This is a genomic window from Pseudomonas sp. TH43 (genome assembly GCF_016650635.1).
Classification (GTDB): Bacteria; Pseudomonadota; Gammaproteobacteria; order Pseudomonadales; family Pseudomonadaceae; genus Aquipseudomonas.
In genome coordinates this window covers 812,987-836,831 of sequence record NZ_JAEKFI010000004.1, presented here as the reverse complement: position 1 = coordinate 836,831, position 23,845 = coordinate 812,987, and the positions used below count along the sequence as shown (strand labels likewise).

24 protein-coding genes are annotated in these 23,845 nt (G+C 59.9%); 8 read left to right on the top strand and 16 right to left on the bottom strand.

Annotated elements, in window-relative coordinates:
• Nucleotides 1-29: 29 nt before the first annotated feature.
• The 11 genes from JFT81_RS20140 to JFT81_RS20090 form a co-directional block, all read right to left on the bottom strand.
• Nucleotides 30-326 carry a type II toxin-antitoxin system RelE/ParE family toxin gene (locus JFT81_RS20140; RefSeq protein WP_201198183.1) on the bottom strand — a complete coding sequence of 99 codons (297 nt, stop codon included), beginning with the start codon at nucleotides 324-326 and terminating at the stop codon, nucleotides 30-32.
• A complete protein-coding gene (locus JFT81_RS20135) occupies nucleotides 316-555 on the bottom strand; it encodes a type II toxin-antitoxin system RelB/DinJ family antitoxin (RefSeq protein WP_201198182.1) in 240 nt (79 codons plus the stop codon). Before JFT81_RS20135 ends, JFT81_RS20140 begins: the two co-directional genes overlap by 11 nt.
• Nucleotides 556-985: 430 nt before the next feature.
• Nucleotides 986-1,732, bottom strand: coding sequence for a helix-turn-helix transcriptional regulator (locus JFT81_RS20130; RefSeq protein ID WP_201198175.1), 747 nt, complete (start codon nucleotides 1,730-1,732; stop codon nucleotides 986-988).
• 223 nt (nucleotides 1,733-1,955) lie between these two features.
• Nucleotides 1,956-2,483, bottom strand: a complete 528-nt coding sequence (gene ppa / locus JFT81_RS20125) for an inorganic diphosphatase (RefSeq protein WP_008052339.1) — start codon at nucleotides 2,481-2,483, stop codon at nucleotides 1,956-1,958.
• Nucleotides 2,484-2,595: 112 nt separating this feature from the next.
• A complete protein-coding gene (locus JFT81_RS20120; protein WP_201228650.1) occupies nucleotides 2,596-3,408 on the bottom strand; it encodes a zinc-dependent peptidase in 813 nt (270 codons plus the stop codon).
• Nucleotides 3,409-3,411: 3 nt separating this feature from the next.
• Nucleotides 3,412-4,062 (bottom strand): DedA family protein, encoded by a 651-nt coding sequence (locus tag JFT81_RS20115; protein WP_201228649.1) that lies wholly within the window; start codon nucleotides 4,060-4,062, stop codon nucleotides 3,412-3,414.
• Nucleotides 4,063-4,309: 247 nt separating this feature from the next.
• Nucleotides 4,310-4,771, bottom strand: a complete 462-nt coding sequence (locus JFT81_RS20110; RefSeq protein WP_003228592.1) for a GNAT family N-acetyltransferase — start codon at nucleotides 4,769-4,771, stop codon at nucleotides 4,310-4,312.
• A 115-nt stretch (nucleotides 4,772-4,886) separates the two neighbouring features.
• Nucleotides 4,887-5,711 carry an ethanolamine ammonia-lyase subunit EutC gene (gene eutC, locus JFT81_RS20105; RefSeq protein ID WP_201228648.1) on the bottom strand — a complete coding sequence of 275 codons (825 nt, stop codon included), beginning with the start codon at nucleotides 5,709-5,711 and terminating at the stop codon, nucleotides 4,887-4,889.
• A gap of 5 nt (nucleotides 5,712-5,716) precedes the next feature.
• Nucleotides 5,717-7,111 carry an ethanolamine ammonia-lyase subunit EutB gene (locus JFT81_RS20100; protein ID WP_201228647.1) on the bottom strand — a complete coding sequence of 465 codons (1,395 nt, stop codon included), beginning with the start codon at nucleotides 7,109-7,111 and terminating at the stop codon, nucleotides 5,717-5,719.
• Nucleotides 7,112-7,314: 203 nt separating this feature from the next.
• A complete protein-coding gene (gene eat / locus JFT81_RS20095; RefSeq protein WP_201228646.1) occupies nucleotides 7,315-8,685 on the bottom strand; it encodes an ethanolamine permease in 1,371 nt (456 codons plus the stop codon).
• Nucleotides 8,686-8,949: 264 nt separating this feature from the next.
• Complete coding sequence (locus JFT81_RS20090) at nucleotides 8,950-10,470, bottom strand: aldehyde dehydrogenase family protein (protein ID WP_201228645.1); 1,521 nt, start codon at nucleotides 10,468-10,470, stop codon at nucleotides 8,950-8,952.
• Nucleotides 10,471-10,770: 300 nt separating this feature from the next.
• Here JFT81_RS20090 and JFT81_RS20085 point away from each other — a divergent pair, with 300 nt between their 5' ends.
• The 4 genes from JFT81_RS20085 to JFT81_RS20070 all read left to right on the top strand — a co-directional run bounded on the left by JFT81_RS20085 (nucleotide 10,771) and on the right by JFT81_RS20070 (nucleotide 15,234).
• Entirely contained in the window at nucleotides 10,771-12,684 is a 1,914-nt protein-coding gene (locus JFT81_RS20085; protein ID WP_201228644.1) for a sigma-54-dependent Fis family transcriptional regulator, read from the top strand.
• A gap of 267 nt (nucleotides 12,685-12,951) precedes the next feature.
• Nucleotides 12,952-14,301, top strand: a complete 1,350-nt coding sequence (mpl, locus tag JFT81_RS20080; RefSeq protein WP_201228643.1) for a UDP-N-acetylmuramate:L-alanyl-gamma-D-glutamyl-meso-diaminopimelate ligase — start codon at nucleotides 12,952-12,954, stop codon at nucleotides 14,299-14,301.
• A complete protein-coding gene (ubiX, locus tag JFT81_RS20075) occupies nucleotides 14,298-14,945 on the top strand; it encodes a flavin prenyltransferase UbiX (RefSeq protein WP_201148822.1) in 648 nt (215 codons plus the stop codon). The genes mpl and ubiX overlap by 4 nt, the downstream gene beginning before the upstream one ends.
• Nucleotides 14,938-15,234: a YceK/YidQ family lipoprotein gene (locus tag JFT81_RS20070; protein WP_201228642.1), complete on the top strand. Its 297-nt coding sequence runs from the start codon at nucleotides 14,938-14,940 to the stop codon at nucleotides 15,232-15,234. Before ubiX ends, JFT81_RS20070 begins: the two co-directional genes overlap by 8 nt.
• Nucleotides 15,235-15,339: 105 nt before the next feature.
• On the opposite strand, the gene JFT81_RS20065 is transcribed toward JFT81_RS20070, so the two are convergent.
• From JFT81_RS20065 to JFT81_RS20055, 3 genes are all read right to left on the bottom strand, one after another.
• On the bottom strand, nucleotides 15,340-15,981 hold the full coding sequence (locus JFT81_RS20065) for an oxidoreductase (protein WP_201228641.1): 642 nt from the start codon (nucleotides 15,979-15,981) through the stop codon (nucleotides 15,340-15,342).
• A 27-nt stretch (nucleotides 15,982-16,008) separates the two neighbouring features.
• Nucleotides 16,009-17,736: a C13 family peptidase gene (locus tag JFT81_RS20060; protein ID WP_201228640.1), complete on the bottom strand. Its 1,728-nt coding sequence runs from the start codon at nucleotides 17,734-17,736 to the stop codon at nucleotides 16,009-16,011.
• 112 nt (nucleotides 17,737-17,848) lie between these two features.
• The gene (locus JFT81_RS20055) at nucleotides 17,849-18,304 is read right to left on the bottom strand and encodes a MaoC family dehydratase (RefSeq protein WP_201148825.1); all 456 of its coding nucleotides are present in this window, start codon (nucleotides 18,302-18,304) and stop codon (nucleotides 17,849-17,851) included.
• Between the two features lie 193 nt (nucleotides 18,305-18,497).
• Here JFT81_RS20055 and JFT81_RS20050 point away from each other — a divergent pair, with 193 nt between their 5' ends.
• From JFT81_RS20050 to JFT81_RS20040, 3 genes are read left to right on the top strand one after another with little or no spacing between them, the layout of a single operon-like run.
• Entirely contained in the window at nucleotides 18,498-18,860 is a 363-nt protein-coding gene (locus tag JFT81_RS20050; protein ID WP_201228639.1) for a CidA/LrgA family protein, read from the top strand.
• A complete protein-coding gene (locus JFT81_RS20045) occupies nucleotides 18,860-19,576 on the top strand; it encodes an LrgB family protein (protein WP_201228638.1) in 717 nt (238 codons plus the stop codon). Before JFT81_RS20050 ends, JFT81_RS20045 begins: the two co-directional genes overlap by 1 nt.
• Before the next feature lie 10 nt (nucleotides 19,577-19,586).
• Entirely contained in the window at nucleotides 19,587-20,177 is a 591-nt protein-coding gene (locus tag JFT81_RS20040; RefSeq protein WP_201148827.1) for an LON peptidase substrate-binding domain-containing protein, read from the top strand.
• A 91-nt stretch (nucleotides 20,178-20,268) separates the two neighbouring features.
• Here the strand turns inward: JFT81_RS20040 and JFT81_RS20035 are convergent, their stop codons facing one another.
• Nucleotides 20,269-21,585: a bifunctional DedA family/phosphatase PAP2 family protein gene (locus tag JFT81_RS20035; RefSeq protein ID WP_201228637.1), complete on the bottom strand. Its 1,317-nt coding sequence runs from the start codon at nucleotides 21,583-21,585 to the stop codon at nucleotides 20,269-20,271.
• A 115-nt stretch (nucleotides 21,586-21,700) separates the two neighbouring features.
• Nucleotides 21,701-22,396, bottom strand: coding sequence for a DNA-3-methyladenine glycosylase (locus tag JFT81_RS20030; protein ID WP_201230598.1), 696 nt, complete (start codon nucleotides 22,394-22,396; stop codon nucleotides 21,701-21,703).
• Nucleotides 22,397-22,573: 177 nt separating this feature from the next.
• Between JFT81_RS20030 and JFT81_RS20025 the strand changes: the two genes are divergently transcribed.
• Entirely contained in the window at nucleotides 22,574-23,845 is a 1,272-nt protein-coding gene (locus JFT81_RS20025) for a glutamate-5-semialdehyde dehydrogenase (RefSeq protein WP_201228636.1), read from the top strand.

Genomic DNA, 23,845 nt, shown 5'->3' with positions numbered 1-23,845 from the left:
CTGTTCATTGTTATTGATGGCGAGGTTGTTCAGCGTTGAGGCGAAAGTCGATCTTGCGCGACATCGTAAGCAGCCTCTCGCTCTCGCTTCCCGATAGCGACAACGAACACCAGAACTTCCTGATCAAGTACTTGATAAATCAAGCGGTAGCCTGCGCTTTTGAGCTTCACTTTGTAACAGTCCGGGAGCTCGCGAAGCCGGTTGGCATCTACTCGAGGGTTTTTGAGAACCTCTGCGAGCTTCTTTTTAAACTGCTGGCGAATTGTGTCGCCCAGCTTGTCCCATTCCTTTAAAGCACGACGATCAAACTCGAGACTATAGGTCATCCAGACTGACCTTGACTCGCTGCGGTGCAGCGAGGCGTTCCGTGACTACGGCGATGAGTGCTTCATCTTCATCACTGATCAACGCAGTCTTGAACGGCAATTTGCCTCGCTCGGCGACGTATTGAAGCGTTTGGCGCAATAGCTCGGAGGGCGTTACACCGAGCTTTTCCAACTGTTCGAAGGATCGCTGCTTGAGTTCGTCATCAATTCGAATATTGATGGAGGCCATGATGAAATTCCTGTAATGACAATTGTCTTTACGGTATCAACTGGAGCCTGTGCGGGACAAGAGGTGATTTGAGTTCTAGACGGGAGGGCGGCATTTCCCAGGCATTAAAAAGCCGGCTTGTGGCCGGCTTCTCGGGGACTGGCTTGGCCTATTTTTGGTAAGCCTTGCCAGCCTTCAAAACGTACACCCGGATCTGCGTCCGGCTGTGGGACTTGGTCAGACGTTGGTCTGCCGCGTCGGGCGCTCTCTGAGCCGCGGGGGCGGGTCGATGCGCAAATGTGGGGCGCAGGATACTGAGTTTTGCTTGGAATTCCCAGTCTGAAGTGCGGGTTAGAGCGACTGCTGCAGTAGAAACTCAGGATTTGTACCGCTTTTCAGGGCCTCATCGCGAGCAGGCTCACTCCTACAGGGGGAAGTGCTAGTCGTCAAATCAGAGAAACGGCACCACCGGTCTGCGTTTGCTCAGGGTCGACCACCAGAACACCCAGCCCAATATGTGAATCCTCTGTTCCTCAATCTGTGCCGGCCGGAAGATTTCGTCGGGGTATTCGGCGCTGTTGTGGCTGCGCAGGCGCAGGCCGTTGCCGGGCATGCGGTGCAGGTATTTGATGCGCAGCATGCCGTCGTGTTCGATGGCGTAGATTTCGCCGTCGACGACTTGGGTCAGGCCGCGGTCGATGGCGACGACGGAACCGTCTTCGATACGCTCGGCCATGCTGTTGCCGATCATGTGCGCGCAAATGGCGTCGGAGTGGCGGATGTCCAGTTGATCGAGGTGGGCACGCAGCAGGCGGATCGATTGGTCCGGGTCCTGGATGACGTGGGTTTTGCCGGAGCCGTTGTTGAGCGACGTCTCTTTGAAGAACGCCAGATTGATGTCGTTGGGGTCGATGACGGTGTAGACGCCGCAGATGGCCTGAGCGTCGAAGGTGTCGCCGTTGCTGGCCGGCGTGTTCAGGCTCGGCGACTCTTTGATGCCTTCGCCGGTTTTCAGCCATTCGCTGTTGACGGACAGCAGGCGTGAGACTTCTTCCATGCGATACGCCGGGACGCCCCGGGTGTACCAGTTGTGGACATTTTGGGCTTCCGTGCCCCAGAACTTTGCGAAATCCGTGGTCGAGATGTTCGCTGCTCCCAGGAGTGCCCTGAATCTTGGACCGCTAGTGTTCTTTCTCATAAACACGGAGTCTACGGCCGTGCCAGAGCGGTTTGAATAAACCGGGCGTTCAAAAACGAGCTGAATTTTGCGACCGGATGTAAGACGCTCTTGTGGGAAATTACACAGATTAAAACTTTTCTGTAGTCCGTCATAAACACACTGTTTAAGACGGCTTTTACCGAGCATAAAAAACCCCGGATCAACCGGGGTTTTCTTCAGGCGTTACGCGAGTCGCAGATGCTTAGCCTTTGTAGGCAGCAACCGACTTGGTGATCGCGTCGCGAGCGGCGTCAGCACCGGCCCAGCCTTCGATCTTGACCCATTTGCCTTTTTCGAGATCTTTGTAGTTCGCAAAGAAGTGCTCGATCTGCTGGATCAGCAGTGGCGGCAGGTCAGTGTATTCCTTCACGTCGACGTACAGCTGGGACAGCTTGTCGTGTGGGACTGCGATGACTTTGGCATCGCCGCCGCCGTCGTCGGTCATGTTCAGGATGCCGACTGGACGCGCGCGGATCACCGAGCCTGGCGCAACCGGGTAAGGGGTCACAACCAGCACGTCGAGGGGATCACCGTCGTCAGCCAGGGTGTTCGGGATGTAACCGTAGTTGGCCGGGTAGAACATTGGGGTGGCCATGAAACGGTCAACGAACAGGCAATCGCTGTCTTTGTCGATTTCGTATTTGATCGGCGCGTGGTTGGCCGGGATCTCGATCGCGACGTAGATGTCGTTCGGCAGGTCTTTGCCAGCCGGAATCTTGCTGTAGCTCATTGGGCGTTGCCCCCGTAGTTGACCAAAAACACTTGGCCGGATTGACCAAAAAGTGGCGGCGATTATAGGCATATTCCTACGCCGACGCCACGTACCAGAAGTCGTGCAGCGCTTAGTGTTGCGACTGATAGACCGGGTCGCTGGCCTGAAGTTGCCGCAACCTGGCCAACGGATCCTGACGGTAGAAAAGCTTCAACTGCGCATAGACCTGTGGATAAGCCTCGTGCAGCAGATCCGGAGCACTGAAGAAGTATTCGCTGGTGACCGCAAAGAACTCCGCCGGGTTTTCGGCGGCGTAAGGATCGATGGCCGTTTCGGCATCGGGGTTACGCTCAAGCTGGCCATCAAGATCGTCATAAGCGGCCTGCATGACCTCGGCCCAGTCGCTGACGCGCATGTCGGCGTGCAGCGGCGGCAGTCCGTTGGCGTCGCCGTTGAGCATGTCGAGTTTGTGCGCCAGTTCGTGGATCACCAGGTTGTAACCTTCCCAGCCGCCGCTGGCCATCACGCCCGGCCAGGCGAGGATGATCGGCCCCTGCTGCCAGGCTTCACCGCTGTGCTCGCCGTCCCACTCATGCTCGACGCCACTGGCATCGCGATGACGCTGCGGGCTGAGAAAATCATCGGGATAGAGGACGATTTCGTGGAAACCCTGATACCAGTTCAGATCACCGAGGTTGAGCAGCGGCAATTGCGCCTGGGCCGCGAGCAACAGGCGTTGTTCCTGATGCAACTCGACGCCGGGCAGGGCGGTCAGGTGTTTTTCTTCGAGGAACAGCACGCTGGCTTCGCGCAGCCACTGGTCTTGCTCGGCCGTGATGCCGTCGAGAAAGCTCAGGTGATGGCGCACCCGTTGCCACATGTCGTCGGCAATCGGGTGTTTGGCCAAAATGCGCCGGCGTCGCCAGGCGCTCAGCGACCACATGGCTCAGCGAGTTTCGGCTTTGGCACCGCCGAAACGGCTGCGGACCACGCCGATGATCATCGGCACCAGCGACAGCAGAATGATTGCCACGACCAGCAACGACAGATTTTTCTTGATGAACGGGACGTTGCCGAAGAAGTAGCCCAGCGTCACCAGGCCACCCACCCAGAGGATGGTGCCCAGCACGCTGAAGCCGAAGAAGCGCGGGTAAGGCATTCTCGCCACACCCGCGACGAACGGGGCAAAGGTGCGAATGATTGGCAGAAAGCGCGCCAGGGTCACGGTCTTGCCACCGTGCTTGTCATAGAAGTCGTGGGTCTTTTGCAGGTAGTCGCGGCGGAAAATTTTCGAGTTCGGGTTGTTGAACAGTCTTTCCCCTGCCGTTCGTCCGATCACGTAGTTGGTGCTATCGCCGAGTATGGCCGCCAGCATCAGCAAACCGCCCAACAGTACCGGATCCATGCCGCCACCCGCCGCTACGGCGCCCGCAATGAACAGCAGCGAATCGCCCGGCAGGAATGGCATCACCACCAGACCGGTTTCGCAGAAAATCACCAGAAACAGAATGGCGTAGATCCACGGCCCGTAGTTGGTTACCAGCAAATCGAGGTAAACATCGAGATGCAGGATAAGGTCGAGCGGGTTGAAATCCATGGAGGCACCTGTGTGTCGGCCCGACTCAGCGGGTCTGTGCGGGTGAATCGGGTGTAAGCCTACAGCGAGGTGTAGTTTTTCTTACAAGCCGGAAAGATCGCGATTATACGGTCTGAAAGATGAAAAGCGCGTTGGTTTTGTAGCGGGGGATGTCGGGGTGTGAATATTTGTCAGGGACGCAGGAGTGTTGGGTAAGGCGAAAAGATCGCAGCCTTCGGCAGCCTCTACAGGCTGCGATCTTTTGATCTTAGAGCTCGTCGCTGATCGGCAGCACGTAGTTCTTGAATTCGGTGTCTTCCTTGAAGCCGATGGACTCATAGGTTTTCTGCGCGACTTCGTTATTGCTGCTGGTGGAAACGCGCATACGCACGGCTTGGGTTTCCTTGGCCATTTTCTTCGCGGTGCGGATCAGGTTGTCGGCGACCAGTTGGCGGCGGGCGTCTTCGGCAACATAAATGTCGTTGAGGATCCATACGCGCTTTAGCGATAGCGAGGAAAAGCTCGGATAGAGCTGGCAGAAACCCATCAGTTTCTTGTCGTCATCGTCGGCCAAGGCCAGATAGATCACCGATTCCTTGCGACGCAGACGTTTTTCCAGAAACGCGCGGGAGGAATCCGGGTAAGGCAGGGAACCGTAGAACTCGCGATATTTGACGAACAACGGAGTCAACAAATCCAGATGTTCGAGGGTCGCTTGAATAATCCGCATGATAGGTCTCGTCTTCAAGTGGCTGTCTTCAACTGCTCTGACGGCGATGGGAAACCCTGGCGGCCGTGCATCGATCCTGCCTGAAACCGGCGCAGAAACGCAATGCGGAAACGGTTCAGGTTGTGGGCGGATCGAGTAGGAAGTTTCCTTTAATGTCCGTTTTGGCGTCCGACTCAAGCGTCTGAACCTGCGCTTCGTCTTTCAGATTGACCCCTGACAGCTGCCGCCGACAGGCTTCGCGCATCAGGTACAGCAAGCGATGCGCCGCCATGCCGTAGCTCAAACCTTCCAGCCGGACATTGGAAATACAGTTGCGGTAGGCATCCGTCAGCCCTGTTTTTGGATTGTAGGTGAAATACAAACCCAGGCTGTCCGGCGAGCTGAGGCCCGGTCGTTCGCCAATCAGCATCACCAGCATTTTCGCACCGAGCAATTGGCCAATTTCATCACCGACGGCAACGCGCCCCTGTTCCACCAACACTATTGGCGCGATTGACCATTCATCACCGTCCATTTGCTCTTCCAGACGGCTGAGAAACGGCAGTGTGTGGCGATGCACCGCCAGCGCTGACAGGCCATCGGCCACAACAATTGCCAGATCGACGCCGCCCGGATGTGCCGCCGCGTAATCGCGCAGGTGTTGCGCCGACTCATCACTGAGCTTGCGCCCCAGATCCGGGCGTTGCAGGTAGCTATTGCGATCCGCTGCCGCGCTGTGCAGCAACAGGCTTTCGCGCCCGCGTTCACTCAATTGTGTGCTGAGCCCGACGTGATCGAACGGCAGGTGTACGGCGTCGCGCGCCTGGGCGTGGGCAAACTGGAAATCCAGTTGTGCGCGGGTCGGCAGGCTGGTGCCGGTGCGGCCGAGGGCGATTCGCGCCGGGGTCAGGCGGCGCAGTTCCAGCCAAGGGTTTTGCGGGTCGATGGGCGGTTTTTCCATGTGACTCATCCCAGTTGCGCCAACGCCTGGCGGAAGGCCGGCGGCAGGTTGTTACCGAAGCGAACCTTGCCGTCCGCCTGGGTGAAGATGCCCATATTGGCCAGCCACAGCTCGAACTCTGGCGCCGGTTTCAGCCCCAAAGTCTGCCTGGCGTAGAGCGCGTCGTGAAACGAGGTGGTCTGGTAATTGAGCATGATGTCGTCGGAGCCGGGGATGCCCATGATGAAGTTGATTCCGGCGACACCCAAGAGCGTCAGCAGGGTGTCCATGTCGTCCTGATCGGCTTCGGCGTGGTTGGTGTAACAGATGTCGCAGCCCATCGGCACACCGAGCAACTTGCCGCAGAAGTGGTCTTCGAGGCCGGCGCGGATGATCTGTTTGCCGTTGTAGAGGTATTCCGGGCCGATAAATCCTACGACGGTGTTCACCAGGAACGGCTTGAAATGTCGCGCCACGGCGTAGGCCCGGGTTTCGCAGGTCTGCTGGTCGACGCCATGGTGGGCGTTGGCCGACAGCGCACTGCCTTGGCCGGTTTCGAAATACATCAGGTTCTGTCCGAGGGTGCCACGATTCAGGCTCAGTCCGGCGTCATAGCCTTCCTGCAAGACATTCAGGTTGATGCCGAAACTGGCGTTGGCCGCTTCAGTGCCGGCGATGGACTGGAACACCAGATCCAGCGGCACGCCTCGGTTGATCGCTTCTATAGAAGTGGTGACGTGGGTGAGCACGCAGGCCTGGGTCGGAATGTCGTAGCGCTGGATGATCGCGTCGAGCATTTCCAGCATCGCGCAGATCGAGGCGATGCTGTCAGTGGCCGGGTTGATGCCAATCATCGCGTCACCGTTGCCATAGAGCAGACCGTCGAGAATGCTCGCGGCAATGCCCGACGGTTCGTCGGTGGGGTGATTGGGTTGTAGCCTTGTGGATAACCGTCCGCGTAGGCCGAGGGTGCTGCGAAACTTCGTCACCACGCGGATTTTTTGCGCGACCAGAACCAAATCCTGCACGCGCATGATCTTCGATACGGCGGCGACCATTTCCGGGGTCAGGCCGGGAGCCAGATCACGCAGACTGGTTTCATCGGCGGCGTCGCTGAGCAACCAGTCCCGAAAGCCGCCCACGGTGAGGTGACTGACGACGGCGAAGGCCTGTTTGTCGTGAGTGTCGATGATCAGTCGGGTGACTTCATCGGACTCGTAGGGAATCAGCGCTTCCTGTAGGAAATGCGTGAGCGGGATGTCGGCCAGCGCCATCTGCGCGGCCACGCGCTCGCCGTCGTTGAGTGCGGCGACACCGGCGAGAAAATCCCCGGACCGCGCCGGGCTGGCCTTGGCCATCACATCCTTGAGACTGTCGAAGCGAAAGGTCTGGGCGCCGACGGAATGGGCAAATGCGGCCATGGGGCGGTGTCCTCCGGTAATTACTGCAATCTGCTTTATATAGGAGTGAACCTTTGTGGGAGCGAGCCTGCTCGCGAATACGGACTGACATTCAAACAGTTGTCGACTGACACTCCGCCTTCGCGAGCAGGCTCGCTCCCACATTGGATCTGCATGCACTTCAATAATGCCGGCACCAGGCGAAAGGCCCGGTGCCGGTGCAACTAGATACCTTCGAGCATAGCGTCTGCCGGCGCTTCGGCGCGTTGCTTGGCGGTCAGCTGGAAATACAGGTAACCGGCGGCCATGAAACCCAGGAACACGCAACCGATCAGCGTGTTGAACCACGCCATCGCCACCAGGCATACCACGGCCAGAAACAGTGCAATCGCCGGCACTACCGGGTAGCCCGGCGCGCGGAAGGTGCGCTCCAGATTCGGTTCGGTTTTGCGCAACTTGAACAGGCTGAGCATGCTGATGATGTACATCACGATGGCGCCAAACACCGACATGGTGATCATCGCCGCCGTCAGGGTCATGCCTTGCAGATTGACCAGACCGTCGCTGTAGATCGCCGCGATGCCGATCACGCCGCCGGCCAGAATGGCGCGGTGCGGGGTCTGGAAGCGTGAAAGTTTGGCCAGGCCTTTCGGCAGATAACCGGCGCGGGCGAGGGCGAAGAACTGCCGTGAGTAGCCGAGAATAATCCCGTGGAAACTCGCCACCAGACCGAACAGGCCGATCCATACGAGCATGTGCATCCACGATGAGTTATTGCCAACCACGGCTTTCATTGCTTGCGGCAGTGGATCGTTGATATTCGACAGTTGGCGCCAGTCGCCAACGCCGCCAGCCATGACCATCACACCGATGGCGAGGAACACCAGGGTCAGGATGCCGCTGACGTAAGCCTTGGGAATCGTGCGTTTCGGGTCTTTGGCTTCTTCGGCCGCCATGGCCGCGCCTTCGATGGCGAGGAAAAACCAGATCGCGAACGGTATCGCCGCAAAGATCCCGGGAATCGAGGCCATGCTGAACTCGTTCGAGCCCGACCAGCCGTTGAGCACGAAATTGCTGAAGCTGAAGCCCGGCGCGACCACGCCCATGAACACCAGCAGTTCAGCGACGGCGAGCACGGTGACCACCAGTTCGAAGGTCGCGGCGATGCTGACGCCGAGGATGTTCAGCGTCATGAAGACGAAATAGGCGCCGACGGCGGCGATCTTCGGATCAAGCTCGGGATATTGCACGTTGAGATAAGCGCCGATGGCCATGGCAATCGCCGGTGGTGCAAAGACGAACTCGATCAGCGTGGCGATGCCGGCGATCAAACCGCCTTTCTCGCCGAATGCCCGGCGGCTGTAGGCAAATGGCCCGCCAGCGTGTGGGATCGCGGTAGTCAATTCGGTAAAGCTGAAGATGAAGCAGGTGTACATGGTCGCGACCATCAAGGCTGTGACCAGAAAACCCAGGGTGCCCGCAGTGCCCCAGCCGTAACTCCAGCCGAAGTATTCGCCGGAAATCACCAGGCCGACGGCAATGCCCCATAGGTGCAGGGTGCCGAGTGTGGGTTTGAGCTGTGTGGTGGAAGTCATAAGTCCTCGCTGTCTTTTTTATTGTTTGATTTGTTGGACTTTCAGGTGCGGCGGTTCGGGTGGATGAATGCTGTTCACGCAGCGGCAGTCTTGGTGCAAAACCTGAATGACGGGTACGCAAGGGCCGTGCCAGAGCGGCCAGACCTTGGGTTGGTGGTGTCATTGGGGGCGCCTTCGCTGGCAAGCCATACTCCTACAGATCCTGCGTAATCCTGTAGGAGCAAAGCTTGCTCGCGAACGCCGTTACACGATCAAAAGTCGAACTTAGAAAAAGCCCAACGGATTGATGTCGTAGCTCACCAGCAGGTTTTTGGTCTGCTGATAGTGGTCGAGCATCATTTTGTGAGTTTCACGCCCAACGCCGGACTTTTTGTACCCGCCAAACGCGGCATGCGCCGGGTACAGGTGGTAGCAGTTGGTCCACACACGACCGGCCTTGATGGCGCGGCCCATGCGGTAGGCTCGGTTGATGTCGCGGGTCCACAGGCCGGCGCCGAGGCCGAACTCGGTGTCGTTGGCGATGGCCAGGGCTTCAGCTTCGTCCTTGAACGTGGTGATGCTCACCACCGGCCCGAAGATTTCCTCCTGGAACACGCGCATCTTGTTGGTGCCCTTGAGCAGGGTCGGCTGGATGTAATAACCGGTCGACAGATTGCCCTCGAGTTTTTCCACCTTGCCGCCGGTCAGCAGTTCGGCGCCTTCACCCTTGGCGATTTCCAGGTAAGACAGAATCTTGTCGAACTGCTGCTCGGATGCCTGCGCGCCGACCATGGTGTCGGTGTCCAGTGGGTCGCCACGTTTGATTTGCAGAACTTTCTTCATCACGACGGCCATGAACTCGTCGTAGATCGATTCCTGCACCAGTGCACGGGAAGGGCAGGTGCAGACTTCGCCCTGGTTGAAGAAGGCCAGCACCAGACCCTCGGCGGCTTTTTCGATGAAGGTCGGCTCGGCCTGCATGATGTCTTCGAAGAAGATGTTCGGCGACTTGCCGCCCAGTTCCACGGTCGACGGAATGATGTTTTCGGCAGCGCATTTCATGATGTGCGAACCGACCGGGGTCGAGCCGGTGAAGGCGATCTTGGCGATGCGTTTGCTGGTCGCCAGCGCTTCGCCGGCTTCTTTGCCGAAGCCTTGCACCACGTTAAGCACGCCAGGTGGCAGCAAGTCGCCGATCAGTTCCATCAGCACGGTGATGCCCAGCGGGGTTTGTTCGGCCGGCTTGAGCACCACGCAGTTACCGGCGGCCAGCGCTGGCGCGAGTTTCCACGCGGCCATCAGGATCGGGAAGTTCCACGGAATGATCTGGCCGACCACGCCCAGTGGTTCATGGATGTGATAGGCCACGGTGTTGCCGTCGATTTCGGCCGCGCTGCCTTCCTGGGCGCGCAGGCACCCGGCGAAGTAGCGGAAATGGTCGGCGGCCAGCGGGATATCGGCGTTGAGGGTTTCGCGGATGGCTTTGCCGTTGTCCCAGGTTTCGGTGATCGCCAGCAGTTCGAGGTTCTGTTCGATGCGGTCGGCGATCTTCAGCAAAATCAGCGAGCGCGCCTGCACGGACGTCGAGCCCCATGCATCGGCAGCGGCGTGGGCGGCGTCCAGTGCCTTGTCGATGTCTTCGGCAGTGGAGCGCGGGAATTCGGCAATCGGCTGGCCATTTACTGGCGAAGTGTTGATGAAGTACTGACCTTTGACAGGCGCGACGAACTCGCCGCCGATGTAGTTACCGTACTTGCTCTTGAACGAGACTTTGGCGCCTTCAGTACCGGGGTGAGCATAAAGCATGATTGTTCTCCTTGGCTTTGTACTTATTAGAGAAACGCGCAGGTGCGCTTGCTATAAGCGTAGAGCAAAGGTCGGGCCACTGCCGTGCAGGTCAGGTAAATCAAGGCGTTGCGTGGTTTGTGTCGGACGAGCGGATTGCCGCTGTGACGGTTTCGGTACAGTCGGAGTGACAGTTTGTACCGTTTTCGGCACAGCCAGTGACCGGGTAGTCTTGCCAGCATTGCAATGCCGTAGCGGCTGGAGGATGCTGGGCGTCACCTCAAGCATTGGGCCGCCGAGCCTCGGGGAGAACAATAAGAAATGCACGACAACCATTTGAGTCGCCATGCCCAACAGGTTCTCACCGTTACCCAGGGCAAACCGCACCTGCACGGGCCCGGTGCCGATCCGTCGATTGCCCGGTCGTGGCTGCGTTGCCTTGAGGACTATCACCTCGACCCGGCGCTGAGCATGGCACCGACCGTGCTCGAACACGGACGTGTGCTGGAAAGTCGCGAACGTCTGCAACAGGTTCTGCAGATCGCCGGCACTGAAATGAGCAGCCTGCATCAGCAACTCTCCGGCGCCGGCCACGCGGTGTTGCTGACCGATGCGCGCGGGGTGATCCTCAACTGCGTTACCGCACCCGCCGAACGCAAGATCTTCGAACGCGCCGGCCTCTGGCTCGGTGCCGACTGGAGCGAAGCCTGTGAAGGCACCAACGGCATCGGCACCTGCCTGGTCGAGCGCCAGTCGCTGACCATCCATCAAGATGAACACTTTCGCGGCCGTCACACGGGCCTGACCTGCTCGGCAAGCCCGGTGTTCGACCCGCATGGCGAACTGCTCGCGGTGCTCGACGTGTCCTCGGCACGCCACGACGTCTCGCGTCAGAGCCAGTTCCACACCATGGCGCTGGTCAATCTGTCGGCGAAGATGATCGAGAGCTGCTACTTCCTGCGCTGTTTCGATAACCAATGGTTGCTGCGCTTTCATCTGCAGGCTGAATCTGTCGGCCTGTTCAGTGAGGGCTTGTTGGCGTTCGACGGGGAAGGGCGGATCAGCGCGGTCAACCAGAGTGCGCTGAACCTGCTCGGGCATATTCGCGGTGGCTTGCTGGGGAAACCGGTGGAGGCGTTTTTCGATTGTTCGCTGGGTGAATTGCTTGGCCGCGCGAGTGCCAATGCCAGCGCCAGTTGGCCGCTGCGTACCCGTGACGGGCGGCATTTGTTTGCCGTGTTGCGCGGTGAGTCGCGCAAGCCGTCGCCGATCACCCCGGCAGCAAAAACAATCGAAGCTCCGCGCCTTTCCGGCATCTGCCTGGGGGACGCTGCACTGCAGGCCGATTTCCGCAAAGCGCTGCGCGTGTTCGAGCGCGACGTGCCGCTGCTGATCAATGGTGAGACCGGCTCCGGCAAGGAAGCCTTCGCCAAGGCTGTGCATCTGGCCAGTCAGCGCTCGGGTAAAGCCTTCGTCGCGCTCAATTGCGCAGCCATCCCGGAAAGCCTGATCGAAAGCGAACTGTTCGGCTATCGCGGCGGCAGTTTCACCGGCGCGCGCAAGGACGGCATGCGCGGCAAGTTGCAGCAGGCCGATGGCGGCACGTTGTTCCTTGATGAAATCGGTGACATGCCGCTGGCCTTGCAGACGCGTTTGTTGCGGGTGCTTGAGGATCGGCAAGTGGTGCCGATCGGCGGTGAGCCGGAAGCAGTCAACGTGCGAATCATCAGTGCGACCCACCGCAATTTGCTCGGGCGGGTCGAGGACGGTAGTTTTCGTGAGGATTTGTATTACCGGCTCAATGGGCTGGAAGTCGCGCTGCCGGCATTGCGCGAGCGCAGTGATAAATCGCAGTTGCTGGATTTTCTGCTGGCCGAGGAGGCGGGCGGCGATACGATCCTGATCGAAGAGCCGGCGCGTCAGGCGTTGCTGGCGTTCAACTGGCCGGGGAATGTGCGGCAGTTGCGCAATGTCCTGCGCACGCTGGCGGCGTTGTGTGATGAAGGGCGGATCGGGCTGGAGGATTTGCCGGCGATGATTCGGCAGGGGCGTCCAGTCCTTCCGCCAGCCGAGTCTGGCGAACACCCACTGGCAGACGCAGAGCGGATTGCCCTGCTTAAAACGTTGGAGCAGACGCGGTGGCATATGACGCATACGGCTGAGCAGCTTGGGGTTAGCCGCAATACCCTTTATAGAAAGCTGCGTAAGCATGGCATTGAGCGGCGAGTCAGTTAGAAGGCCCTCACCCTAGCCCTCTCCCACGGGGAGAGGGGACTGACCGAGTCGGTCTGATGATCTACGCCGACCTGAACTATCGAGTCGAACTCAGGATTTGAAGGCAACACAGATCGGCTCCCTCTCCCTCTGGGATAGGGCTGGGGTGAGGGTGGCAGTCTGCAGTCGATCCGAGATGTTAAGACCCACCCACCCGGCCCAATCACCTAAAGAGTGCGATTTCCCCCTCCCTACGCTAACCTGCGGCCATGTTTTACGAGGTCGACTATGCACATTCATATTCTGGGTATCTGCGGGACTTTCATGGGCTCGATGGCGGTGTTGGCCAAAGAGCTGGGCCATCACGTGACCGGCTCCGACGCCAACGTCTATCCACCAATGAGCACGCAGCTTGAAGCCCAGGGCATTCAGCTGACGCAGGGTTACGATCCGGCGCAGCTCGATCCGGCACCGGATCTGGTGGTCATCGGCAACGCCATGTCCCGCGGCAACCCGGCGGTGGAATATGTGCTGAACAAAGGCCTGCCGTACGTTTCCGGCCCGCAGTGGCTGGCTGATCATGTGCTGCAAGGACGTTGGGTGCTGGCGGTTGCCGGCACGCATGGTAAAACCACCACCAGCAGCATGCTTGCCTGGGTGCTGGAGCACGCCGGCATGAGCCCGGGCTTCCTCATCGGTGGTGTGCCGCAGAATTTCTCGGTGTCGGCCCGTCTGGGTGGCACGCCGTTCTTCGTGATCGAAGCTGATGAATACGACAGCGCGTTCTTCGACAAGCGCTCGAAATTCGTTCACTACCGTCCGCGCACCGCAATCCTCAACAATCTAGAGTTCGATCACGCCGACATCTTCCCGGATCTGCCGGCAATCGAGCGGCAATTCCATCACTTGGTGCGTACTATCCCGAGCGAAGGCCTGGTGATCCATCCGACCACCGAGCCTGCCTTGCAGCGTGTGATCGAAATGGGTTGCTGGACCCCGGTGCAAACCACCGGTGCGGGCGGTCAGTGGCAAGTCAAATTGTTGAGCGAGGACGGCTCGGCCTTCGAAGTGATGTTTGAAGGCGTGTCCCAAGGCACCGTCGAGTGGGAGCTGACCGGTCAGCACAACGTCGCCAACGCCTTGGCTGCTTTGGCGGCTGCGCGTCATGTTGGTGTGGTGCCGTCGATGGGCATTGCCGGGTTGAGCGCGTTCAAGAACGTCAAACGCCGTATGGAGAAAGTCGCCGAAGTACGCGGCATCACTATTTACGACGACTTCGCTCATCACCCGACCGCGATTGCCACCACGCTCGACGGTTTGCGCAAGCGTATCGGCGATGCGCCGTTGATTGCGATTATCGAACCGCGTTCCAACTCAATGAAGCTCGGCGCGCACCGTGACGGTTTGCCGGAGAGCGTGAACGATGCCGATCAAGTGATCTGGTACGCCCCGGCGAACCTCGGCTGGGATCTGGCGGGCACGGCTGCACTGTGCACCGTGCCATCGATTGTCAGCGATTCGCTGGAAGGCATCATCGAACGCGTGAAAAGCCAGGCCCAGCCCGGCACTCATGTGGTGATCATGAGCAACGGCGGCTTCGGCGGCCTGCACGGCAAACTCGCCGAGGCGCTGCAATGAACACTCGTTTGCAGAGCAATGGCCCCGAACGCATCACGCTGGCGATGACCGGCGCGTCCGGCGCGCAGTATGGCTTGCGCCTGCTCGATTGCCTGGTGCGTGAAGATCGCGAAGTTCACTTCCTGATCTCCAAGGCTGCGCAACTGGTGATGGCCACCGAGACCGATGTGACGCTGCCACCCAAGCCGCAGACGATGCAGGCGTTTCTGACTGAATACACCGGGGCCGCAGCCGGGCAGATTCGCGTGTATGGCAAGGAAGACTGGATGTCGCCGGTGGCCTCGGGTTCCGGCGCGCCAGCAGCGATGGTCGTGGTGCCGTGTTCCACCGGGACGCTGTCGGCGATTGCCACGGGTGCCTGCAACAACCTGATCGAACGTGCCGCGGACGTGACGCTGAAAGAACGCCGCCAGTTGATTCTGGTGCCGCGCGAGGCGCCGTATTCGAGCATTCATCTGGAACACATGCTCAAGCTGTCGAACATGGGCGTGACCATCCTGCCTGCCTCGCCAGGCTTTTATCACCAGCCGCAGACCATCGATGACCTGATCGATTTCGTCGTGGCGCGGATTCTCAATCTGCTGGGGATTCCTCAGGACATGCTGCCGCGTTGGGGTGAACATCATCTGAGCAGCGATGAATAAGCGGCTGGCGTCTCTGTTGGTGATAGTGCTGGCGCTGCATCTGACGGGTTGCGCCACGGCGCGAACGCTCGATGCGGCCAAGCCCGGGGCGCCGGTGGTGTATTCGGGGACGCGGCTGGATTTGTATGCAATGAATGGCGGGTGTTGCGCGATGGATCGGTTTGGCGCTGAGGCGCCAAGCTATCCGGGGGTGGATCTGCCGGCGAGTGCTTTGTTGGATACGCTGCTTTTGCCGTTGTCTTTGCTCACCGTCATTGGCGTGGGGTTTCAGGCGACTGGCGGATTGTAGGGGAGTGCTTTGCACTCCATTCGCGAGCAGGCTCGCTCCCACAGGGGATACGCGAAACTGTGGGAGCGAGCCTGCTCGCGAAAGCGTCCTCAAAAACGCTGGGGGTTATTTGCCGAGCTTCCTCAGATCATCCGACTCAATCACCCGCACGCCATCCTGTTCTTCCAGCGCCAGTCGCCACATCGCTCGCGCCAGTTGGCACGCCTCGATGCCACGGTATTTACCCGGAATCAGCTTCGACAGCGGCCCGGCCAACTGTTCGGCGAGGCGCGGCTCCGTGCGTTCACCCAACAACAGCGAGGGCCGGCAAATAGTCAGTTGCGGCCAGTCCTGCGCACGCAGTGCCTGCTCCATTTCGCCTTTGACCCGATTGTAGAAAACCGATGATTTCGGATCGGCGCCAATTGCACTGATCACAATCAGATGCCGCGCGCCCATTTCCCGTGCGCGTTTGGCAAACGCCACGACCATGTCCAGATCCACCGCGCGAAACGCCGCTTCCGAGCCCGCTTGCTTGATGGTCGTACCAAGACAGCAATAGGCGATGTCGACGCGCCCCGAAAGCTGCGGCAGAAATACCTGCGGATCACCGACCGGGTTTTCCAGGTGCGGATGCTCGGCCAATGGCCGACGCGAAGGGGCGAGCACGCGGGTGATCGTTGGCTCGTTGAGCAAACGGTCGAGTAGATGTTCACCGGTCAAACCGGTGGCTCCGGCTAGCAAAACGTGCTGAGGCGTCAAGTACATAGTGTCTCTCCCTTGATACTGTTCAGCTTAGTTGCTCTTTATCGCTCCGTCGTTCAATGCAGCACTTTGCAACGCTTTTCTGGCTTGCTGTTTACGCAGCAGTTGCCAGTGCGACAGCACAGTTTTCGGCGCCCAGATTTGCGGCTCGGACGCTTCGAAATTATCCGCCAGTTCTCGCTCGGCGACAGTGGCCTTGGCCAGTTTGAATGCTTGCTCGAGATCGTCGGTCTGGTTCAGCGCCTGGGCGAACAGCGCGTCGCCGAAGTAGGTGAAGTTGGCTTCTTCGGAGCAGCCGAACGAAACGCGATCAGCGCGTGATGCGGTCATGATCAGCGTGCGCTCGTCTTTCAGGGCAGGAATGAAACCGCCTGAGTAGCACGAAGAGATCACGATGATCTTGTCGCGGTTTTTCAGCGGCGCCAGCACGGCGGCGAGTTCGTCGGCGGGCAGATCGGCGAGTTCCATGCGCGGCTGGTCGAGCACCAGTTCATGCTCGGCGGTGCCGTGGCTGGTCAGGTAGATGAACAGCAAGTCTTCCGGGCCACTGCGTTCAGCGAGGGTCTGTGCCGCTCGCCGCAGATTCTCGCGGGTGGCCATCGGCCGGTCGCCGAGGTGGTCACGGTGGTTGACCAGACGGATCTGGCCATACGCGCCAAAACGCGTGGAAAGCATGTTGGCGACGTAGTCGGATTCACGCAGAAACACGCTCTGCTTGCCGTCGCCGCCCAGTGTCAGGGTGTACAGCTCGACCGCTGGCGTCGAGGCCGGAACGGCGGCCAGTGCATCGTTGAGCAGTCGGCCCTGGGCGAGCAGGCCGAGTTCGAGGGTGTCGGGCAGCAACTTGCCATCGGCATCGCGCACGCGCTGGCCGTTGATCCAGGTGCCGCTCATCACGCTGCCATCGGTGAGCACCAGCGTGCCGCGCCCGGAGTAACTGTCGTTGTCGAAACCGCCGATATAAAAGCTGCCGTCGGACAGATTCAGTCGGCCCTGACCGCTGAAGCGCCAGTCGCTGAACTCGCCAACGTAATGGCTGCCGTCGGCACCGATCAATTCGCCCTTGCCGGTCAGCGCGCCTTCCTTGAACTGGCCGAGCCAGACATCGCCGTCGGCATTTTCGTAGCGGCCCTTGCCGTGCAATTGATTGTTCTTGAAGCCGCCGACATAGATGTCACCGTCGGCGCTGTTGAACGTGCCGTTGCCTTCCAGCTGACCGTTGACGAAATGCCCGGTGAACGAGTTGCCGCTGGCGTCGCCACGCTGGCCTTCACCGTTGGGTTTGCCGTGGGCGAACTGGCCTTGATAGGAGCTGCCGTCGTCCATTTCGAGACGGCCGAGCCCGGAATACTGGTCAGCCTTGAATTCGCCACGGTAGGTCATGGCGTTTTCTTTCAGCGTACCTTCGCCATCGCGCCGGCCTTGTTTGAAGCCGCCGGTGTAACTGCTGGCATTGGTGGTCAGGCTGCCCTGGCCGTCGAACAGGCCTTGCTGGAACTGGCCGCGATAGACCTCGCCATTGCTGCCGTGCCATTCGCCCTGACCGTGCCACTGGCCCTTGTCGAACTGCCCGGCGTACCAACTGCCGTTGGGGTAGTCGACGCGTCCCTGACCTTGCAACAAGCCATCGACCAGTTCACCGCGATAGCGTCCGCCATCCGGCAGGCGCGCATCGGGAGGCAACAGCGATTCGCCGTCGCCGCAAGCGGCAAGCAAAAGGGTCATGGCAAGCGGTGCTAGAGAAGCGAGTGGGCGCATAGCGGGATCCGGGCAATTAGGCGACCGAGTATGCCGCAGCTGTGTGACCTAATGCAGCCGGTAAAAACAGTGTTGACGCGAAACAGCGTGCGCTGCTTCGCATCCGGAACGTTTAGACGAAGCAGAGCGACAGTGGCTCGGCGATATAGGCCGGTTTGTCCGAGCCTTCTATCTCAAGCGTTGCGGTGGCTTTGAGCAGCCACTGGCCAGGTTTTTTCTCGGTGACTTCAACCATATCCACCTTCAGGCGGACTTTCGAATTGACCTTGACCGGCTGGATGAAGCGCACGCTGTCCAGACCATAGTTGACCACCATCTTCACGCCTTGCGGCAGGACGAGGATGTCTTCCATCAGTTTCGGCATCAGCGACAACGACAGGAAGCCGTGGGCTATGGTGCTGCCAAATGGCGTTTGCGCGGCTTTGACCGGGTCGACGTGAATGAACTGATAATCCCCGGTGGCTTCGGCGAACAGGTTGATGCGTTCCTGATCGATGGTGAGCCATTCGGAACGTCCGAGTTCCTTGCCGACATAATCTTTGAGCTCTGCAACGGGAACATAGGGCATTGAGACTCTCCTTGGGTTCATCGGTTTTATAGTTTTTTGGGTGGGGGATTTGACCGCCCTGCGAACCACTGTAGATCATCATGGCGATTTGCTCCGGTCAACCGACCATGCTTTTGGCGAATGCCGATCCATAGCGCAGGCGTGCTTATAATGCCGAGCCCCCGCTGGGTGAAAAGTAAGACGGAGATGTCGGATGTTGCTACGTGGCCTGACCCTGCTGGTGCTGTTCCAATTGCTCGGCACGGCGATCAATCATTTGCTGTTGCCGGTGCTGCCGGGGCCGATCATCGGCCTGCTGCTGTTGCTGATATTCCTGATCATTCGCGGTGAAGTCGGCGAGCCACTGAACCTGGCGGCCGGCAGTCTGCTGCGTTATCTGCCTTTGTTGCTGGTGCCGCCGGCGGTGGGTGTAATGGTTTACGCCACGGCAATTGCCGCGGATTTCTGGGCGATTGTCGGCGCCCTGGTGGTGTCGCTGATCCTGTCGATGGCCTTTGCCGGCGTGCTGATGCAACGCATGGTCAAGCGGCACGCGCACCGCTCGGAGGAGTCCTGATGCTCTTTGATTGGCAGGGTGCCTGGGCTTCGGTCATTCATCACCCGTTGTTCGGCATAGGCATCACGCTCGGCGCCTATCAACTGGTGCTGGCGGCGTTCGAGAAAACCCGCTGGATCTTTCTGCAACCGGTGCTGGTCTCCATGCTGTTGGTGATCGGCGTGCTGGTCGGCTGTGGCCTGACTTATGCCGAGTACCGCAAGAGCACCGAGATCCTCAGCATTCTGCTCGGCCCGGCAACGGTGGCGCTGGCGGTGCCGTTGTATTTGAACCTCAAACGCATCCGCCAATTGTTCTGGCCGATTTTTACTACGCTGGTGATAGGCGGGGTGGTTGCGACGGGCATGGGCGTTTTGCTCGGTTGGTGGTTCGGCGCCGAACACATGATCCTGATGACCATGGCGCCGAAGTCGGTCACTTCGCCGATTGCGATGTTGGTGGCGGAGCAGATCGGTGGCGTCGCAGCACTGGCTGCGGTGTTCGTGCTGATTACCGGGGTGATCGGCGCGATCTTCGGCCCGACGCTGTTGAACCGTCTCGGTGTGCACAGCCCCGAGGCGCGCGGCATGGCGCTGGGCATGACCGCGCACGCGGTCGGCACGGCGGTGGCGATGCAGGAAAGTGATGAGTGCGGCGCCTTCGCGGCGCTGGCGATGAGTCTGATGGGCGTGGCCACGGCGGTGTTCCTGCCGTTGGCGGTGTCGATGGTAGTGTAAGGAAATGTCTATGAGTCTGCCGCTTTTCCCGCTGAACACAGTGCTGTTTCCCGGCTGCAACCTCGATTTGCAGATCTTCGAGGCGCGCTATCTCGACATGATCGGCCGCTGCATGAAACAGAGCGGTGGTTTTGGCGTGGTGTGCATTCTTGAGGGCGACGAAGTTGGCCTGGCGCCGGAAGGTTTTGCGCTGGTTGGTTGCGAGGCACGGATCACCGACTTCCAGCAACAGGACAACGGCTTGTTGGGAATTCGCGTGCAGGGTGGGCGCCGCTTCAATGTATTGCGCACTGAAGTGCAGCGCGATCAGTTGATCCTCGCCGACGTCGAATGGCTGGACGATGAACCCGAGCAACCGTTGCAGGACGAAGACGCCGATCTGGTGGCGTTGCTCAAGGCCTTGGCCGAACACCCGATGGTCGAGGCGTTGAACATGGGCACTGACGCGCTTGGCCAGCAGTCGCTGGCCAATCAGTTGGCGTATCTGTTGCCGTTCGCCGAAGAAGACAAGATCGACCTGCTGCAACTCGACGATCCACAGCAGCGGCTGGATGCGATCCAGGCGTTGCTCGATGAGTTGCAGGGCGAGTTGTTTGCCTGACTGACTGCAAAAGATCGCAGCCTGCGGCAATTCCTACATGACAAACACTCAGCTCATGTAGGAGCTGCCGCAGGCAGCGATCTTTTGATCTTCAATAGGCGTAGCGCAGCATCGTGTTCGGCAAATGCCGAAACACAAACAGACTGAACAACACCAGCAAGGCCGGCAAAATCAACCACCAGACCTTGACCGGCATGGCATTGAGCGGCTCTTTACGCTGGCTCAACCACAGTCCCGCCGCACACACGCACGCCGCCAACATCGCCCCGGCGAGGATGTCCGTCGGCCAATGCGCCCCCAGGTAAACCCGCGATAACGCAATCGACAACGCCGGAATGCAACCGAGCAGCAGCCAGGTCAGGCGCATGCGCGGCGGTTGTCCCCGGCCTGCCAGAACGGCCAGCACCAGGAACAGCGCAAACGAGCCGGATGCGTGGCCGCTGGGCATGCTGTAACTGGTCAGCGGATCACTCAACACTTCCGGGCGTACCCGAGCGAAAAACATTTTGGTGCCGGTGTTCAGCAACGCTGTGCAGAGCAACACGCCGCCGGCAAAGATTGCCTGACGCCATTGTCGACACAGCAGCAACAGGCCGGTAAGCAGGGCGCTGAACATCAGCATGTTGCGGAATTCGCCGATCAGGGTAAACGTCACCGCGATCTCATCGAGCATCGGTTGACGATGCTCCTGCACCAGGGTCATCACGCCTTGATCGAGCGCCGTCAGGTACGGATAACCGATGAACAGGCCAATCAGGATCAACAGGCTCATGCTGCTGATCCAGATCGTCGCGCGGCGATGGCGGCGCAGGCTGCTGTTGACGCTGAGGCCGACCATTACCGCAATGCTTGCTGCAACAATCCCCGCTTCCAGCCAGAAGCCCTCCGGCAGTGGCAAGCGAATCGCCGCGCCGGTTGCCCAGCCCGGCAGCAGGTAAGCGAGGCTCCAGCCGGCGGCGGCCAACAGGCTGACGGCGGCAAAACGCGGGAAGGGCATGTCGCACATCCCGGCAACCATTGGCAGCATCGGACGCAAAGGGCCGATGAAGCGACCGACCAACAGGCTCGCGATGCCGTAGCGCTGGAAATAGCTTTCGGCGCCGGCCATCCATTCCGGATGATGGCGCAGCCCCGGCAAGCGGCGGATGTTCTGGTGGAAGTGGCGGCCGAGGAAATACGAAATCAAGTCGCCGAGAATCCCGCCGAGGAAACCCAGCAGCAAGGTCTCGCTCAACGACAGCGCGCCGCTGCCGGCCAATACGGCGATGGCAAACAGCAGCACCGTGCCGGGCACGATCAAACCGGCAATCGCCAGGCACTCCACGCAAGCAACGATGAACACCGCTGCGGCCAGCCACTGCGGATTGGCCGCCAGCCAACCGGTCACGCTATCGAGCCATGGCCCCATACAAACAACTCCAAATCATTAGTGGCCTCCTGTAGGAGCTGCCGCAGGCTGCGATCTTTGCTTTGCAAAAGATCAAAAGATCGCAGCCTTCGGCGGCTCCTGCAGGAGTGTGTATTTACAGCAGAAAATAGTCGCGGCCTTCGACCTGACCCCGGCGCAACGGGTTCCGCGTGCACCATTGCGCGTAGGTCGCGTCGACGAAGCGGTACATCAAGTGTTCGTCGCGGCCGTGGGGGATGCCCAAACGGGTGGTCTGGATAATGTGCGAAGGTGCGGGCCCGGTGTCTTCTACCAGAAGTACTTCGTGATCGAAACGTTTGGCGTCCCACATCGGCACTTTCAGCCCGAGTGCCTTGCACAGCAAGGTCTGCCCGGCGCAGAGCTTCTGCGAAGGGCGGGCACGCCCCTGAGCATCGGGATTGTTCAACAGCATCTGCGCCAGACTCGCCGGACCACTGATGTCATCGACCCACGGATAAGCGGATTTGATCAGTACGGCGTTGCCCGGACCCTGCGCGCTGAAGTTCAGCGAATCGCCGCCACGGGCGTAATACATATAGATGTGGCCGCCATCCAGAAACAAAGCCTTACGCTTTTCCGTATAGCCAAGGGAGGCATGACTGCCTTTTTCCGCGCAGTAATACGCTTCGGTTTCGATGATCCGCGCGCTCAGCCATAAGTCGCCAACCCGATGGCGGATGACTTTGCCGAGCAGATCTTGCGCGAGCACTTGCGCGTCGCGGTCGAAAAAAGCGTCCGGGAGCCCCAGCGGCAGGCGCTCGGCGTGGGAGCGAACGGTCAGGTTGGACATGGCAGGCAAGGTTTATCCAGGCTGAAGAGGTCGTGATGATAACAATGCGCGGCTTAATTACGGCTGAACGTCGGCGATTCAAGGCTCATTTCGACCATCCGCCCGTCACCGCTGTTAGTCCCGAGACGCGACAGCTATAATCTGCCGCTTTCCTCTTTGCCAAGACCCCAGCAGACCATGACTGAGTCCGTTCTTGACTATATGACCCGATTGGGTCGCGCCGCCCGCGAAGCTTCCCGGGTCATCGGCCGTGCCAGCACCGCGCAGAAAAACCGCGCCTTGCAGGCTGCTGCCAATGCGTTGGACGCTGCGCGCGCCGAACTGGCTGCAGCCAATGAACAGGATCTGGCCGCCGGTCGCGCCAACGGTCTGGAACCCGCGCTGCTGGAGCGCCTGGAACTGACCCCGGCACGCATCGACGGCATGATCGTCGGCCTGCGTCAGGTCGCAGCGTTGCCGGACCCAGTTGGCGCGATCCGTGACATGAGCTTCCGTCCGTCGGGCATTCAGGTCGGTAAAATGCGCGTGCCACTGGGCGTGATCGGGATCATTTACGAATCCCGACCGAACGTGACCATCGATGCCGCAAGCCTGTGCCTGAAGTCGGGCAACGCAACCATCCTGCGCGGTGGCTCCGAAGCGATCCATTCCAACCGTGCCATCGCTGCCTGCATTCAACGCGGTCTGGCCGAGGCAGAATTGCCCGCCGCCGTGGTGCAAGTGGTCGAAACCACCGACCGCGCCGCCGTCGGCGCGATGATCACCATGCCCGAGTACGTCGACGTGATCGTGCCGCGCGGTGGTCGTGGCCTGATCGAGCGCATCAGCCGCGATGCCCGCGTGCCGGTGATCAAGCATCTGGACGGCATCTGCCACGTTTACGTCAGTGCCCACGCCGATCTGCCGAAAGCCCAGCGTATCGCTTTCAACGCCAAGACCTATCGGTATGGCATCTGCGGTGCGATGGAGACCTTGCTCGTCGATCAAACCGTTGCCAAGGATTTCCTGCCGTCGATGGCTGCCCAGTTCCGCGAAAAAGGCGTCGAGCTGCGCGGTTGCGCGCGCACCCGGGCGATCATCGAGGCCGTGGCGGCCAGCGAAGACGACTGGAACACCGAATATCTGGCGCCGATCCTGTCGATCCGTGTGGTCGACGGTCTGGATCAAGCCATCGAACACATCAACCATTACGGCTCGCACCATACCGACTCGATCGTCAGCGAAAACCTCGCCGACACCCGCCGTTTTGTGGCGGAAGTCGACTCGGCGTCGGTGATGATCAACACCCCGACCTGCTTTGCCGATGGATTTGAATACGGATTGGGTGCCGAGATCGGCATTTCTACTGATAAGCTGCACGCCCGTGGCCCGGTGGGCCTCGAAGGACTGACCTGCGAGAAGTACATCGTCGTTGGTGATGGCCAGTTGCGCGGCCAGGCGACGGTCTGA